Here is a 15101-nt window from a genome sequence, read left to right on the forward strand (position 1 = left end):
GCTACACTGGCGGTCTTTCGTCACTCTGTTGTTGGCCCATGACCGCGCTGAAGTACCTCCAGGCTTATCCCGCTGCCTTGCAAGACCAAGTGCGCCAGTTGATCGATCAGGATCGACTGGGGGACTACCTGAGCCAGCGTTACCCGGACAAGCACGCAGTGCAGAGTGACAAGGCGCTGTACAGCTACGCGCTGGAGTTGAAACAGGAATACCTGCGCAATGCGCCGGCCATCGACAAAGTGCTGTTCGACAACCGTCTCGACCTGACCCACCGTGCCCTCGGTTTGCACACGGCGATCTCGCGGGTGCAGGGCGGCAAGCTCAAGGCCAAGAAAGAAATTCGCATCGCCTCGTTATTCAAGGACGCCGCGCCGCAGTTTCTGAAAATGATCGTGGTGCATGAACTCGCGCACTTCAAAGAGTCCGATCACAACAAGGCTTTCTACAAGTTGTGCGAGCATATGCTGCCGGGCTATCACCAGCTGGAGTTCGACTTGCGGGTGTACCTCACCTGGCGGGATATGCAATAGCAGATCAATAGATCGTCTGAACATGGAGCGGGTGAATGGACGTCAGCAAGACCAAAAGCAGCTTTTACCGCCGCCTGTATGTGGCGTACCTGATCGACCGCGGTCTGGCCAGCAACGTCCCGGCACTCACCGACGTGACCGGCATGCCGCGGCGTACGGCCCAGGACACCATCGCCGCGTTGGCCGATCTGGATATCGTGTGCGAGTTCGAGCAGGAAGAGGGCGCGCGCAACCATGCCGGGCGTTATCGGATCCTGAGCTGGGGGGCAATTGATCCGCGCTGGATCGAACAGCATGTGCAGCAGATCAAAGCGGTGCTGGAATACCCCTGAGCTTTTGCGGTGTTGCCGCTGCTCGCGATGGGGCCCTCAAGAACGGCGCATGCCGATATGCGGAATGTCATCTTCCAGATATTCCTCGCCCACCACGACAAACCCGTAGCGCCCGTAATACCCCTGCAAATGCGCCTGGGCCGACAGATAGATCGGCACTTCAGGCCAGTATTTCTCAGCCTGTATCAAAGCCTGACTCATCAACTCATGACCCAGGCCCAGGCCCCGCGCCTGAGGAGCAATCACCACGCGGCCGATGACCACGTCGCCGCCCTGTGAAATCGGGTCGAGCAAACGCAGGTAGGCCACCAACTGATCGCCGTTCCAGGCCATCAAGTGGCAGGTGTCACCGTCCAGGTCCAGTCCATCGACTTCCTGATAGGCGCATTTCTGCTCAACGACGAACACTTGCGTGCGCAACTGCAAAATGGCGTACAACTGCTCTTTGCCCAGATCGCTGTGGTGTTTGCAGACCCAATCAATTGTCATCTTCACATTCCTTGAACAACGTTGTTCCGATACTAAGCGTCCCGTTGCCGGATGTCTTGCGGCATAAAAAACCGTGATAAAGGCCAAAATGCCATCATTCATTTCTCGCGGCGTTGTCATCTTTTTGTAATCTGCTTTGTAGCGGTTTGTTGTGGCTTCAATGAGCTACTGTTAGGGCCGGGGGTGTGGCCGTGATTCGGCATGCCGGCCTTCGAGTTTTGGCTAAAAGCACGCTGGGCTGCCCGCCCGCTAAGGATTTTTTAGCATGCCGCGATTGCATCGAGCTGTTGCTTTGATTGGATTGCTGTTGCTGAGCCAGATCGCCACAGCAGAAAAACTGCGGCTGGTGGCCGATGCCTGGCCACCCTTTACCGATGCCACACTGGTCAATGGCGGGGTGGCGACTGACATTGTCAGTACCGCGCTGGCGCGGGCCGGTTATGCCAGCGATTTCGAGCAGGTGCCTTGGGCCAGGGCTTTGCTGGGTGTGGGCGAAGGGCGTTACGACGTGCTGGTCAATGCCTGGTTCAACGAAGAGCGAACCCACATCGGGCAGTTTTCCAGTGAGTATTTGCTCAACCGGGTACTTTTCCTCAAGCGTAAAGACACGCCGATCGAATACAACAACTTGCAGCAACTGCACACCTATCCGGTTGCCGTGGTGCGCGGCTACGCCTATTCACCCGTGTTTGACGGTGACGCCGCCTTGCAGAAAGTCCAGGTGCAAAACTTCCCCATGGCCGTGCGCATGCTCGCCGCAGACCGGGTGAAGCTGACGCTGGAAGACGAATTCGTCGCCCGCTATTACCTGGCGCGCGAATCCTCCAAGGTGCGCAATGCCGTGGAGTTCCTGCCCAATCCCTTGAGTGAAAACAGCCTGCACATTCTGGTCAGCCTGAAGAACCCTGACCATGAAGAGATTGTTGCCGGGTTCGACCGCGAGATTGCAGCGATGAAGGCTGATGGTAGCTATGAGCAGTTGCTCAGGCAGCATGGGATGTGACGTCTGCTGTTGTGGCGAGGGAGCTTGCTCCCGCTGGGTTGCGAAGCGACCCAAGACAAGCTGCTCGATGTGTCAGGTAGAAAACCATTTACCGGTTTTACGGCTGCTGCGCACCCGAGCGCGAGCAAGCTCGCTCGCCACAGGGGCGCGCTCACTCCTCGCTCGTATCCTTGATCAAATGCGCCGCCAGCGTGCGCAACGGCCCCAGTTGCCGGCAGATTAACCCCAGTTGGGTTTGCACCAGACGCTGACCTTCGTCGATCTCGTCAGGCATTTGTTCGAGCCCGGCAGCCAGGGCTTCTTCGTCGTCGCTCTGAATCGCAATCGGCAGTTTGCTCGCCAGCCCTTGGGCGATTTCGTCGATGCTGGCCGCCAGGCTGACACCGGCACCGTTGATCAGCTGTTCCCGAACGTCAGCGGGTAGCTGGATTTCACGGTGTGCGCCGAGGCCCGAGAGGTAGCTGAGCAAGGTGTGGGAAAGCACCAGGAAACGGAAACCGACGTCGGCGTCCTTTCGGAAATGCCCCGGCTCCATGAGCATGTTGGCCAAGGTGGTCGACAGCGCCGCATCGGCGTTGTGGGCATTGCGTCGAGCCAGCCGATAGGCCAGGTCATCACGTTTGCCGACAGCGTATTGCTGCATGATCTGGCGCAGGTAAATGCTGTTGCAGGTCAGGGTATTGGCCAGCACTTTGTTCAGCCGACGACCCTGCCAGTCTGGCAGGAACAGCAGCACCGCGAGCCCCGCGATCAGACCGCCGAGCAAGGTGTCGAGCAGCCTTGGCAGGAACAGCCCGTAACCGTCGCCGACCTGGTTGAAACAGAACAGCACCATCAAGGTGATCGCTGCTGTCGCCAGCGTGTAGCGGGTGGTGCGGTTGATAAAGAACACCACACCAGCGGCAATCGCGAAACACGATTGCACCAGCGGGTTGGGGAACAGATCGAACAATGCCCAGGCCAGGGTCAGGCCGATCGCCGTGCCGAGGATCCGCTGGCCGAGTTTGCGCCGGGTGGCGCCGTAGTTCGGTTGGCAGACAAACAGCGTGGTGAGGATGATCCAGTAGCCCTGCGAGGGGTGGATCAAATGCACCATGCCGTAGCCGACGGTCAGGGCCAGAGGCAAACGCAGGGCATGCCGAAACAGCAACGAGGTCGGCGTCAGTTGCGTGCGCAGGCGCGTCCAGACGTCCTTGAGGTTGCGCGGTGAACGGTCGAGCAGGCTGCTGTCGCTGGCGTCGGCCAGGTTGTCGGGGTTACTCGCGTCGCTGAGCAAGCGATCAAGAGTGCTGAGGTTGGCTGCCAGTGCGCGCAATGAACGCAGCAGACCGCGCCAGGCCGGGTTACTCTGGATGCGCAGGTGTTCGAGGGAGGCGTGCAGGTCGCTCAGGGCTTGCGCAAAGCTGTCGTCATAGACGAACGGCTGGCGCATCTGTATCGACTCGGCCAATGCCCGGCAGGCTTTGCCTTGCTGGCGCAGCAGGCGTTGGCAGCGGAACAGCACATCGCTGTGGAAAAAGGCTTCGGCCAGGGCGTTGTACGGATAGTGCGAAGAACTGGCGCGTTCGTGGATGTCCTGGGCGAGGAAATACAGCTTCAGGTAACGACTGAGTTTCGAGCCCGGCCGACCGTTGCCGACCCGGTGCAGGATGATTTCCTTGGCAGCGTTGAGCGCTGCGACCACTCGGCCATTCTGCTGCGCCAGTTCCAGCCGGCGGGCTTCGACGTCCATCTGGCGGATCGGCTCGAACAGCGATGATTTGAGCTTCAGGTAAAACCCCAGCTCGCGAAACAGTCGCGCCAGGCTCTGTTGCACCGGCTGGTTGGAAAACAGCGCCTGCCACAACACCGAGAGCAAGCCGTACCAGGCGGCGCCGGCCACCAGCAACACCGGTTCATGCCAGAAATCGGTGACCGCGCCGCCGCGCTGGTCCACACCGATCATGGTGTACACCGACAGAATCAATGTCGCGGAGGCAATCGCGCCATAGCGTTCGCCCAAGGCGCCGAGCATGGTCAGGCCGAAACTGGCCAGTGCCAGGGCGACCACGAAGATGTACGGATAGGGGAATAGCAGCTCGACCGAGAACGCGGCAACGCTGAAGCACACCAGGGTCACGGCCAACGCATTGAGCCGGCCTTGCCAGCTGTCGTCGGTCTCGGCCAGGGCACTGGCGATAATCCCCAGGAACAGCGGGATCAGCAGGCCCATTTCATTTTTATACCAGCACAGCGCCATGGTGCCGGTCAGGGCGATGAACACCCGCACGCTGTAGCTGAATTTATCCAGCGCCCAAAGGCGACGCAGAGTCTGACGAAACGAGGTTGATGGCATGAAGTGCGGAGGCCTTCCGGGGCAATGCAGCTAAATTGAGCCAGTAATGACGACGACGCAATGGCGCCGATCACATCTGACAGCAAAAACTGTTCCTTCCTGGGTAAAACTGTCAGGTCTGCATTGAACCCTGTGGCGAGGGAGCTTGCTCCCGCTCGGCGGCGTAGCCGTCGTAAACCCTATGCATGCGGTGTGTCTGGCAGACAGTGGTGACAGGTTTTGGGTCTGCTTCGCAGGCCAGCGGGAGCAAGCTCCCTCGCCACAAAACCCCGCCCCTCACAATGTGTAAGTCAGGCGTACTGCGCCGCTGCGTAACCCGAGGCCCAGGCCCATTGGAAGTTGAAGCCGCCCAGGTGCCCGGTAACGTCCAGCACTTCACCGATGAAGTACAGGCCGGGGCTTTTCAGCGATTCCATGGTTTTGGACGAGACTTCGTGGGTGTCGACGCCGCCGAGCGTGACTTCGGCGGTGCGATAGCCTTCGGTGCCGGCCGGGACCAGCGTCCAGCTCGCGAGTTTTGTGGCGATATCGGCCAGTTCAGCGTGGGTGTATTGCTTCATTGGCTTGGAGGCGAACCAGTTATCGGCCAACAGGTTGGCCATCTTCTTGGTGAAGATTTCGCCGAGCAGGGTTTTCAGCTCGCTGTTCGGCCGCTCGGCTTGCTGCTGTTGCAGCCAGCTCGGCACGTCGTGGTCGGGCAAAAGATTGATTTCGACTGTGTCACCGGATTGCCAGAATGACGAGATCTGCAAAATCGCCGGGCCGCTGAGGCCGCGATGGGTGAACAGGATGTTCTCGCGAAAGCTCTGATCGTTGCAGCTCACCAGGCAATCCACCGACGTACCGGAGAGTTCGGTGCATAGCTCTTTGAGTTGGTCGGTGATGGTGAACGGCACCAGGCCGGCGCGGGTGGGCAGCAACTGGTGGCCAAACTGCTTGGCCACCTGATAACCGAAACCGGTAGCGCCCAGGGTTGGAATCGACAGGCCGCCGGTGGCGATCACCAGCGATTCGCAGGTCAACTGGCCCAGCGTGGTTTCCAGCAGGTAGCCGCTGTCGAGTTTTTCGATCTGCTGGATCGAGGTGTCGAGGTGCAGGCTGACGCCGACCTGATCGCACTCGTCGAGGAGCATGCCGAGGATGTCGCTGGATTTGTTATCGCAGAACAGCTGGCCGAGCTTTTTCTCGTGGTACGGCACGCCGTGCTTGGCCACCATCGCGATGAAATCCCACTGGGTATAGCGCGCCAGTGCGGATTTGCAGAAGTGGGCGTTTTGCGAGAGAAAATTGCTTGGCTCGGTGTACATGTTGGTGAAATTGCAGCGGCCACCACCTGACATGAGGATTTTCTTGCCGGCCTTGTTTGCGTGGTCGAGCAACATCACCTTGCGCCCGCGCCCGGCGGCGGTCAGTGCACACATCAACCCAGCGGCGCCAGCGCCAATGATCACGACTTCGGTAGAGCGCAAAACGGTGTCCTCAAGTTTCGTTAGCTAGGCTGGCAAGTGCTTTTGTGGCGAGGGAGCTTGCTCCCGCTCGAGTGCGTAGCACTCGCAAAGCCAGCGGATGCGTTCTGACTGTTAAAACGCGGTAGCAGGTTTTGGGCCTGCTTCGCAGGCCAACGGGAGCAAGCTCCCTCGCCACAGAGGTGGGCTGCGCTTGTTACAAAATCCGTACGCGCAGCGAGCGGCCTTTGATCTTGCCGTCGCTCAAGCGCTGCACGGCTTGCTTGGCGATCCCGCGCTCCACGGCGACATAGGCCTGGTAGTCGAAGATCGCGATCTTGCCGACCTGGGCGCCAGGAACACCGGCATCGCCGGTCAGTGCGCCAAGGATGTCACCGGGGCGAACCTTGTCTTTACGGCCGGCGCCGATGCACAGGGTGCTCATGGCCGGCAGCAGCGGGGCGCCGCCCTGGGAGGTCAGGCTGCCCAGTTGATCCCAGCTCAGCGGTGACTTCTGCAGTTGCTCGATGGCTTGGGCGCGATGCGCTTCGGACGGCGCTACCAGGCTGATGGCGATGCCTTTCTCACCGGCACGACCGGTACGGCCAACGCGGTGAATGTGGATTTCCGAGTCACGGGCCAGTTCGACGTTGACCACCATGTCCAGCGCATCGATGTCCAGACCACGGGCAGCGACGTCGGTGGCGACCAGTACCGAGGTACTGCGGTTGGCGAACATTGCCAGCACCTGGTCGCGATCACGCTGTTCCAGGTCACCGTGCAGGCCAACGGCCGAGATGCCTTTGGCGGTCAGGTGGTCGACGGTTTCCTGCACTTGCTGCTTGGTGAAGCAGAAAGCGACGGTCGATTGCGGGCGGTAATGGGCGAGGACCTTGACCACCGCGTCCATGCGCTCTTCCGGCGAAATCTCGAAGAAACGCTGCTCGATCTGCGTGTCGTCGTGGAACGCCTCGGCCTTCACTTGCTGCGGGTTACGCATGAACTTCGATGCCAACTGCTTGATGCCCACCGGATACGTGGCGGAGAAGAGCAGGGTCTGGCGACGCTCAGGGCACTGGGCGATGATTTCTTCGATGGAATCGTAGAAACCCATGTCGAGCATGCGATCGGCTTCGTCGAGGATCAGCGTGTTCAGGCCGTGGAGCACCAGCGAACCCTTGCGCAGGTGCTGCTGGATGCGCCCCGGAGTGCCGACGATGATGTGCGCGCCGTGCTCCAGCGAACCGATCTGTGGACCGAACGACACGCCGCCACACAGGGTCAGCACCTTGATGTTGTCTTCGGCGCGGGCCAGACGACGGATTTCCTTGGCGACCTGGTCAGCCAGTTCGCGAGTCGGGCAGATCACCAGTGCCTGGCAGCCGAAGAAGCGCGGATTGATCGGGTTCAGCAGGCCGATACCGAAGGCGGCGGTTTTGCCGCTGCCGGTCTTGGCCTGGGCGATCAGGTCCATCCCCTTGAGGATCACCGGCAAGCTTTGCGCCTGGATCGGCGTCATCTGGGCATAACCGAGGGAGTCGAGGTTAGCCAGCATGGCGGCGGACAGCGGCAAAGTATTAAAAGCGGTGGCGATGGTGGTCACGGGACTGGCCTGCAAAACAAAATGTCGCGCAGTGTACCAGCCCAGTGGCCATTCGCCCTAAGGCTCTATGTGCGATTCCGGACGCTTGACGCGCCGTCCGTCTTCTCTCGACAGTTGCGAGAAGATCGTCGCAGCGAGCATTGCCATGACTCCGACGGTCACGAAGGTCAGCTGGAACGCGCCCAGCACCGTGTCCACGCCATCATTGCCGACCTGCGCCGTGAAGCCGCCCAGCAGGGCGCCGGCGCAGGCAACGCCGAGACTCAGCGACAACTGCGCGACCACCGACAGCAGGCTATTGCCGCTGCTGGCGCTGGCGTCGTCGAGGTCGATCAGGGTCACGGTGTTCATCGCCGTGAACTGCAAGGAGTTGATTGCTCCGAGTATCGCCAGTTGCACCAGCAGCAACCAATAAGGCGTTTGTTCGCTGACCAGGCCCATGCTCGCCAGCATGATTCCCAGTGCCAGGGTATTGCCGGTGAGCACGATGCGATAACCCAGGCGTTCGATCAGCGGTCGAGCGATCGACTTGGCAAACATCGCCGCCGCGGCCAGCGGCAACATGCTCATCCCGGCCAGGGAGGGCGAGTAGCCCAAGGCGACCTGTAGCAGTAACGGCACCAGAAACGGCAGGGCGCCGCTGCCCAGCCGGGCGAACAGGTTGCCGAGAATCCCCACGGCAAAGGTCCGGGTCTTGAACAGCGCTGGCGCGAACAGCGGATTGTCGATGTGCCCGGCCCGCAGCCAGTAAGCCGCCAGGCACGCCATGCCGCCGAACAACAGCAACATCACCCGCAAATGCGGCAGGTGCAGTTCGCCCAGGCCTTCCATGGCAATGGTGATCAGCACCATCGCCGCGCCGAACAGCAGGAAACCCAAGCCATCGAAGCGCGTGCGCTCAGAGCCGCGCAGGTCCGGGATGAACTTCCAGACCGCGTAGCAGCCGACCAGCCCGACCGGCAGGTTGATCAGGAAGATCCAGTGCCAGGTCAGGTATTGCACCATCCAGCCGCCCATGGTCGGGCCGATCAGTGGCCCGAGCAGGCCGGGGATGGTGATGAAGCCCATGATCCGCACCAGCTCCGAACGCGGATAAGCGCGCAGCACCACCAGGCGCCCGACCGGCAACATCAATGCGCCGCCCAGCCCCTGAATCACCCGGGCGCCGACCAGCATGGTCAAGGTGCTGGAGAGTGCACAGAGCAAAGAGCCGAGGCTGAACAAGAGGATCGCACCGAAGAAGATTTTCTGGGTGCCGAAGCGATCGGCAACCCAGCCCGACGCCGGAATCAGCAAGGCGACCGTGAGCATGTAGGCGATGATCACGCCCTGCATGCGCAGTGGGTCTTCGGCCAGATCGAGGGCCATGGCGGGCAGGGCGGTGTTGAGGATGGTCCCGTCGAGGGACTGCATGAAAAACGCAATCGCCACCACCCACGGGACCCAACGGGCGGTGATTGCATCAAGAGCCGGACGGTTGGGCATGGGACCTCGTGTGGGTTGTACAGGTAATACTTGCTCTTTGTGGCGAGGGAGCTTGCTCCCGCTCGGCTGCGCAGCAGTCGTAATCCAGCCAGTGCGGTCCGTCTGGTGAACCGCGCTTGCTGATTTCGGGGCCGCTGCGCGACCCAGCGGGAGCAAGCTCCCTCGCCACAAGGTGTTACGTGTTTACAGCGTCAATGTCAGGCGGCTGACCAGCGCTCCCGGCAACACCGCCGAAGCCGTGGCCCGCTGGCTGTAGGTGCTGGGCGACAAAATCAGCTCACGTTCACTCGTCAGTGCTTCCAGCTGCGAACCGAGCAGGCTGTAGGCGCTGTCATCGAAGCGCATGGTGCTGACCGGTGCCTGAATCTCGCCGTTTTCGACCCAGAAGGTCGCGAAACGGGTCATGCCGGTCAGGCGTGCGGCCGGTTGGTCCGAGTAATTCAGGTACCACAGGTTGCTGATATACAAGCCGGTGCCGAGCTGCTTGAGGATTTCAGCTTCCGGCAACGCACCGGCGGCCATGTTCAAAGCACTCGGCGACTCACCGCCGCTGGCGCCGTTGGCGGTCAGACCGTATTCGGCGGCGCTGCGCGAGCCGACCAGCTGCTCGCCAGCCTTGCCCGCAACGATCAACCCGAGATCGCTGCGCGGGTAGCCTTCGCCGGAAAACGCCGGGCTCAGGGATCCACCGACTTTTTCATCCAGTGAGAGCAATGGGCTGAAGCTGTTATCACCCGCGTAGAGTTTTTGCAGCGGGCTGCTTTTGCTGGCAATCGACTGCGCGGAGAAACCACCCCAGCAGAGCATGCCGACAATCTCTTCCAGTGCGGCCGGCGCCAGATAGGCGCGGTACTGACCCGGCGCCAACGTGCGCAGTGGCCGCCCCAAGAACTCCAATTGCTCGCGGGCCTGCTGGAAGCGTTTGGCGAAACCTTCGCTGTTCCAGTCGTGCCCGGCGTAGCTGGCTTTCACCGCTTGGCCGTTGGCGTGGAACAGGCTGAAGTCGAAATTGAAGCTGTTGGCCTGATGCCAGCCAAAGGCACCGGACGAACTGGCGAAACCCCGGCTGATGGGCCCGGCGGCGTAGAACCCGACCAGGTCGAGCCCTTCGGCGGCTCGGGCGATTTCGGCAACCACCTGCTCGGTGTCCGGCAACGGGTGGTCCTGCACGTTCTTGCTCTGCCAACCCGTGTGGTTGAGCAGCAGATACGGATCCTGCGGTAACAGCGGCAGGGTCTCGCGCAGCTGTTGCAGACCTTCGGCCAGGCGCTGAAGGTCGACCTCGGGATCACCGGCGAGGGTGATACTGAGGTCTGCATGCCGGCCGTTATTGATCAGTTTGAAACCGACGCTGGCTTGCTGGACCTGGCCGGCCTGGCGCACCTTGGCGTGGTTGAAGCGTACGAAGGCCGACGATTCGGCTGCGTAGCTCAAGGTGAACTGCTCAGGCTCGCGCAGGGCACTGCGCAAACAGGCCACCAGTCCTTTGAATTGTTCGACCTGACTCAATGCCGTACTCATCAGGCGTCTCCTCCAAACACATCAATGTTGCTGAACACGCAGGCCGGCGAGGCGTGGCCGACGCGGATCACCTGGTTCGGTTCGCCTTTGCCGCAGTTCGGCGTGCCCAGCACCTTGAAGGTGCCGACGTCGCCAACGGCGCTGAGGTTGCGCCAGAACTGCGCAGAAATACCCCGGTAGTTCGGGTTTTTCACCACGCCCTTGAGTTCGCCGTTTTCAATCAACTGGCCCCACTCGCAGCCGAACTGGAATTTATTCCGCGCGTCGTCAATTGACCATGAGCGGTTAGTCGACATCAGCACGCCGTGTTCGATGCCGCTGATCAACTGTTCGAGCGACTGGTCGCCAGGCTCGATGTTGAGGTTGGCCATGCGGTCGATGGGTGGACGGTTCCAGCCGCAGGCGCGGCTGTTGGCGACGCCGTCGAGGCCTGCACGAAATTGCGACAGCGCGCCGCCCAGTGGGCGGATCAGCAAGCCTTCGCGGATCAGCAATTGTTTGCTCGCCGCCGTGCCGTCGTCGTCATGGCCGTAGCTGGCGAGCTGCTCGGGAATGTCCGGGTCGAAGGTCACGTTGAGCAGTTTTGAGCCGTATTGCAGGCTGCCGAAATCGCTGGTTTTGACGAAGCTGGTGCCGGCGTAATTGCGCTCGTCACCGAGGATTCGGTCCAGTTCCAGCGGGTGGCCGATGGACTCGTGGATCTGCAGCATCATTTGGTCCGGCATCAGCAGCAGGTCGCGTTTGCCTTGCGGGGTATTGGGGGCGAGCAGCAATTGCAGCGCCTGATCGGCGACGTGCGGGCCGGCGCCGATCAGGCCGCAGCGGCTGATTACGTCTGCGCCGCCTTGCTGGCCGAAGTTTTCGCGGCCCAGGCTGCGGGTCTGGCTGTCGTTGCCGTTGTAGGCGGTGACATCCAGCCCCGGGTAGACGAAGCGTTGCGCCTGACGCAATTCGGCGCCGGCGCTGTTGAGGTAGATCTGCTCGACGTGCGTGATGCCGATGCTGACCTGCCAGTTCACCAGTCGCTCGTCCTTGGGCACGGCGGCGGATTCGGCACCGAGCAGTTGGTAGCAATCGCTGAGGGACGGGAAGGGTTGTGCAAGATTCGGTGAAAGGTAATCGGCGCGATCGCTGGAAACAGTTTGCTGGCGCAGATCGAGCAGGGCGTGGGCGGCAATCGAGCGGGCCTGTCGTTCGGCGCGGTCGAGGGCGGCTTGCAGGCCTGATGGCGACAGGTCGTTGGTCGCGGAATAAGCTTCGACGCCATTGACCCGTGCAGTCAGCATCGCCCCTTCGTCACGGCTCAGGCTTGGAGGCTCGGCAACGTTTTTGCGTACCGACAGGTACTGACCCGACTCACGCACATAGCGCAGCGAAAAGAATTCAGCGCCCGTGCGCAAGGCAGCGAAACGCTGCTTGAGCTGGGGGTGGAAATCGAACATGCGGGGACCTCCTTGTGAGTATCGGCGACCTTGAGGGCCTCATCGCGGGCAAGCCTTGCTCCTACAGGTTCAGGGTTGAATCATCGGTGTGAGATTCACCACAAAACCGTAGGAGCAAGGCTTGCCCGCGATGCTTTTGGCGATTAGACCGGGCAACCCTTGGCGCGCAAGATGGCATCAAACCGATCCGGGTCCAGCGTTCCGGCTTCGATAGCCGCCAGCGTGGCCTTTTCCCGGGCGAGCAGGTCGTGGCAACGCACCAGCAGCTCCGGCAGTTCGCTGCGCGATGCCGCTACCACGCCGTCACCGTCGCCAATCATCAGGTCGCCAGGGGCGACCAGCATGCCGGCGCAGGAAATCGGTACGTTGATTTCGCCGCCACCGTCAGTGCTCGGGCCTCGGTGCACGCCGCCGATGGCGTAGGCCGGCAGTTCGCCGGTTTGCCACTCGTCGAGGTCACGCAGGGCGCCGTTGATCACCACGCCGACGATCCCGGCCTTGAGGGCCATGGCGCGCATGATGCCGCCGAACACGGCGCGGGTCAGGTCGGCACTGCCGTCGATCACCAGCACGTCGCCCGGGCGGGCCATCTGCATGGCTTTGAGAATCATCAGGTTGTCGCCGGGGCGCACGCGAACCGTCAGCGCGCTGCCCAACATCGGCGCATTGCCGTGGAAGGCTTTCAAACCCAGGCCACCGACGTTGCGACCCAGGCAGTCGCTGACGGCGGCGGCAGGGATCTTGCTGAATTCCTTCAGCCACTTCGGATCGAGGGGTTCTACATTGGGATTGATCAGGTAGCCGGTGGGCCATTTGCTCGAAGACACGACATCAAACATGAGTAAGCCTCGTGGCCAGCCAGGTGGCGGCTTGTCGATGGGGGCGGGGGGTGAAACGTTTGCGCGGTGACTAGAGTAGGCCTGCGCGGGGGGTGGGATCAAGGGTGAAGCGGTGTGGGAAGGGTTTATGCGGTGTGAGGCAGGAAGGAAGGCGTTGATTGGACGGACGTCATCGCGGGCAAGCCTTGCTCCTACAGGATTGGGGGTGATCACCATTACGTGATTCAACCCCCGTACCGTAGGAGCAAAGCTTGCTCGCGATGGCCGCGCTGCGGTGTAACGGTTACTGCGCGGTTGGGCCCACTTCACGCAACGGCTTGCCACGCACCGGGGCGTCGCCCGCTACGTAGTACTTGGCCTTGCTGCGTGGCAGTGGCTGACGGCCACGGATCTTGTCGGCGATTTTTTCGGCGATCATGATCGTTGGCGCGTTCAGGTTACCGGTGGTGATCAGCGGCATGATCGAGGCATCGACTACGCGTAGGCCCTGCATCCCGTGGACGCGACCCTGGCCATCGACCACGGCCATTTCGTCGGTGCCCATTTTGCACGAGCAGGACGGGTGGAACGCGGTTTCGGCGTGCTCACGGATGAACTTGTCGAGTTGCTCGTCGGTTTGCACTTCGATGCCCGGGCTCAGCTCGCGACCACGGAACGCGTCGAGTGCCGGCTGCTGCATGATTTCACGGGTCAGGCGGATGCCGTCGCGAAATTCCTGCCAGTCTTGCTCGGTAGCCATGTAGTTGAACAGGATGCTCGGGTGCTGGCGCGGATCCTTGGATTTGACCTGGATGCGGCCACGGCTTGGCGAACGCATGGAGCCCATGTGCGCCTGGAAGCCGTGCTCTTTCACACCGTTGCTGCCGTTGTAGTTAATCGCTACCGGCAGGAAGTGGTACTGAATGTTCGGCCATTCGAAGTCCGGACGTGTACGGATAAAACCGCCGGCCTCGAACTGGTTGCTGGCGCCGATGCCGGTGCCGTTGAACAGCCACTCGGCACCAATGGCCGGCTGGTTGTACCAGAGCAGCGACGGGTACAGCGAAACCGGCTGGGTGCATGCGTATTGCAGGTACAGCTCCAGGTGGTCCTGCAGGTTCTCGCCGACGCCTGGCAGGTCGTGAACCACGGGAATGTCGAGGCTCTTGAGCAGCTTGGCCGGGCCGACGCCGGAGCGTTGCAGGATTTGCGGCGAAGCGATCGCGCCGCTGCACAGCAACACTTCTTTGCGTGCACGGGCTTCAACGCGCTCTTCGGCGCTGCCCACCAGGTAACGTACGCCAACCGCACGCTTGCCTTCGAACAGAATCTTGTCGGTCAGGGCGTGGGTGACGATGTTCAGGGTCGAGCGCTTTTTGGCGGTGTCCAGGTAACCACGTGCGGTGCTGGAGCGACGGCCTTTAGGCGTCACGGTACGGTCCATCGGGCCGAAACCTTCTTGCTGGTAGCCGTTCAGGTCCTCGGTACGCGGGTAACCGGCCTGTACGCCTGCTTCAACCATCGCGTGGAACAGCGGGTTGTTGCCGGCTTTAGGCGTGGTCACGCTGACCGGGCCTTCGCCACCGTGGTAGTCGTTCGGGCCGATGTCGCGGGTTTCCGCTTTGCGGAAGTACGGCAGGCAGTCCAGGTAGCTCCAGTCTTCCAGGCCAGGGTTTTTCGCCCAGCCGTCGTAGTCCATGGCGTTACCGCGGATGTAGCACATGCCGTTGATCAGCGAAGAGCCGCCCAGGCCCTTGCCGCGACCGCATTCCATCCGGCGGCCGTCCATGTGTGGCTCTGGATCGGTCTCGTAGGCCCAGTTGTAGCGACGGCCTTGCAGCGGGAACGCCAGTGCCGCAGGCATTTGCGTGCGGAAGTCGAAACGGTAGTCCGGGCCGCCGGCTTCGAGCAGCAGGACGGTGACGCCTTCGTCTTCAGTCAGACGGGTCGCCAGGGTGTTACCGGCAGAGCCGGCCCCGATGATGATGTAGTCGTATTCCTGGGACATTGAATGCACCCTCTTGAATTGTGGTCAGGTCGCGCTTGCCTTGCTGCCACTCACTGTGGCGAGGGAGCTTGCTCCCGCTCGGCTGCGCAG

General features: G+C 61.6%; 12 protein-coding genes. 3 read left to right on the plus strand and 9 right to left on the minus strand.

All coding sequences use genetic code 11. The annotated features are described in order from the left end of the window. Positions 1–38: 38 nt before the first annotated feature. Positions 39–530: a M48 metallopeptidase family protein gene (locus HK44_RS24530; RefSeq protein WP_019694032.1), complete on the plus strand. Its 492-nt coding sequence runs from the start codon at positions 39–41 to the stop codon at positions 528–530. A 35-nt stretch (positions 531–565) separates the two neighbouring features. After that, positions 566–862 (plus strand): winged helix-turn-helix domain-containing protein, encoded by a 297-nt coding sequence (locus tag HK44_RS24535; protein WP_019694031.1) that lies wholly within the window; start codon positions 566–568, stop codon positions 860–862. A gap of 36 nt (positions 863–898) precedes the next feature. On the opposite strand, the gene HK44_RS24540 is transcribed toward HK44_RS24535, so the two are convergent. Beyond that, entirely contained in the window at positions 899–1351 is a 453-nt protein-coding gene (locus HK44_RS24540) for a GNAT family N-acetyltransferase (protein WP_019694030.1), read from the minus strand. A gap of 265 nt (positions 1352–1616) precedes the next feature. Here HK44_RS24540 and HK44_RS24545 point away from each other — a divergent pair, with 265 nt between their 5' ends. Continuing rightward, positions 1617–2354: a substrate-binding periplasmic protein gene (locus HK44_RS24545; RefSeq protein ID WP_019694029.1), complete on the plus strand. Its 738-nt coding sequence runs from the start codon at positions 1617–1619 to the stop codon at positions 2352–2354. 151 nt (positions 2355–2505) lie between these two features. Here the strand turns inward: HK44_RS24545 and yccS are convergent, their stop codons facing one another. From yccS to betA, 8 genes are all read right to left on the minus strand, one after another. After that, on the minus strand, positions 2506–4689 hold the full coding sequence (gene yccS / locus HK44_RS24550) for a YccS family putative transporter (RefSeq protein ID WP_019694028.1): 2184 nt from the start codon (positions 4687–4689) through the stop codon (positions 2506–2508). A gap of 290 nt (positions 4690–4979) precedes the next feature. After that, positions 4980–6158 carry an NAD(P)/FAD-dependent oxidoreductase gene (locus HK44_RS24555; RefSeq protein ID WP_019694027.1) on the minus strand — a complete coding sequence of 393 codons (1179 nt, stop codon included), beginning with the start codon at positions 6156–6158 and terminating at the stop codon, positions 4980–4982. Between the two features lie 193 nt (positions 6159–6351). Then, the gene (gene dbpA, locus HK44_RS24560) at positions 6352–7689 is read right to left on the minus strand and encodes an ATP-dependent RNA helicase DbpA (RefSeq protein WP_242031595.1); all 1338 of its coding nucleotides are present in this window, start codon (positions 7687–7689) and stop codon (positions 6352–6354) included. A 105-nt stretch (positions 7690–7794) separates the two neighbouring features. Beyond that, positions 7795–9222, minus strand: a complete 1428-nt coding sequence (mdtD, locus tag HK44_RS24565) for a multidrug transporter subunit MdtD (RefSeq protein ID WP_019694025.1) — start codon at positions 9220–9222, stop codon at positions 7795–7797. 183 nt (positions 9223–9405) lie between these two features. Next, positions 9406–10743, minus strand: a complete 1338-nt coding sequence (locus HK44_RS24570; protein ID WP_019694024.1) for a TldD/PmbA family protein — start codon at positions 10741–10743, stop codon at positions 9406–9408. Then, entirely contained in the window at positions 10743–12185 is a 1443-nt protein-coding gene (locus HK44_RS24575) for a TldD/PmbA family protein (protein WP_019694023.1), read from the minus strand. The genes HK44_RS24570 and HK44_RS24575 overlap by 1 nt, the downstream gene beginning before the upstream one ends. A 143-nt stretch (positions 12186–12328) precedes the next feature. Continuing rightward, positions 12329–13024, minus strand: coding sequence for an RraA family protein (locus HK44_RS24580; RefSeq protein WP_019694022.1), 696 nt, complete (start codon positions 13022–13024; stop codon positions 12329–12331). A 283-nt stretch (positions 13025–13307) separates the two neighbouring features. Further along, positions 13308–15011, minus strand: a complete 1704-nt coding sequence (gene betA, locus HK44_RS24585; RefSeq protein WP_019694021.1) for a choline dehydrogenase — start codon at positions 15009–15011, stop codon at positions 13308–13310. Positions 15012–15101: the final 90 nt, after the last annotated feature.

Source organism: Pseudomonas fluorescens HK44 (assembly GCF_000217955.3).
Lineage (GTDB): Bacteria > Pseudomonadota > Gammaproteobacteria > Pseudomonadales > Pseudomonadaceae > Aquipseudomonas > Aquipseudomonas fluorescens_AQ.

Coding starts and splice junctions, on each gene's coding strand:
- HK44_RS24530 (WP_019694032.1), top strand. CDS start 39: ATGACCGCGCTGAAGTACCTCCAGGCTTATCCCGCTGCCTTGCAAGAC.
- HK44_RS24535 (WP_019694031.1), top strand. CDS start 566: ATGGACGTCAGCAAGACCAAAAGCAGCTTTTACCGCCGCCTGTATGTG.
- HK44_RS24540 (WP_019694030.1), bottom strand. CDS start 1,351: ATGACAATTGATTGGGTCTGCAAACACCACAGCGATCTGGGCAAAGAG.
- HK44_RS24545 (WP_019694029.1), top strand. CDS start 1,617: ATGCCGCGATTGCATCGAGCTGTTGCTTTGATTGGATTGCTGTTGCTG.
- yccS (WP_019694028.1), bottom strand. CDS start 4,689: ATGCCATCAACCTCGTTTCGTCAGACTCTGCGTCGCCTTTGGGCGCTG.
- dbpA (WP_242031595.1), bottom strand. CDS start 7,689: ATGCTGGCTAACCTCGACTCCCTCGGTTATGCCCAGATGACGCCGATC.
- mdtD (WP_019694025.1), bottom strand. CDS start 9,222: ATGCCCAACCGTCCGGCTCTTGATGCAATCACCGCCCGTTGGGTCCCG.
- HK44_RS24570 (WP_019694024.1), bottom strand. CDS start 10,743: ATGAGTACGGCATTGAGTCAGGTCGAACAATTCAAAGGACTGGTGGCC.
- HK44_RS24575 (WP_019694023.1), bottom strand. CDS start 12,185: ATGTTCGATTTCCACCCCCAGCTCAAGCAGCGTTTCGCTGCCTTGCGC.
- HK44_RS24580 (WP_019694022.1), bottom strand. CDS start 13,024: ATGTTTGATGTCGTGTCTTCGAGCAAATGGCCCACCGGCTACCTGATC.
- betA (WP_019694021.1), bottom strand. CDS start 15,011: ATGTCCCAGGAATACGACTACATCATCATCGGGGCCGGCTCTGCCGGT.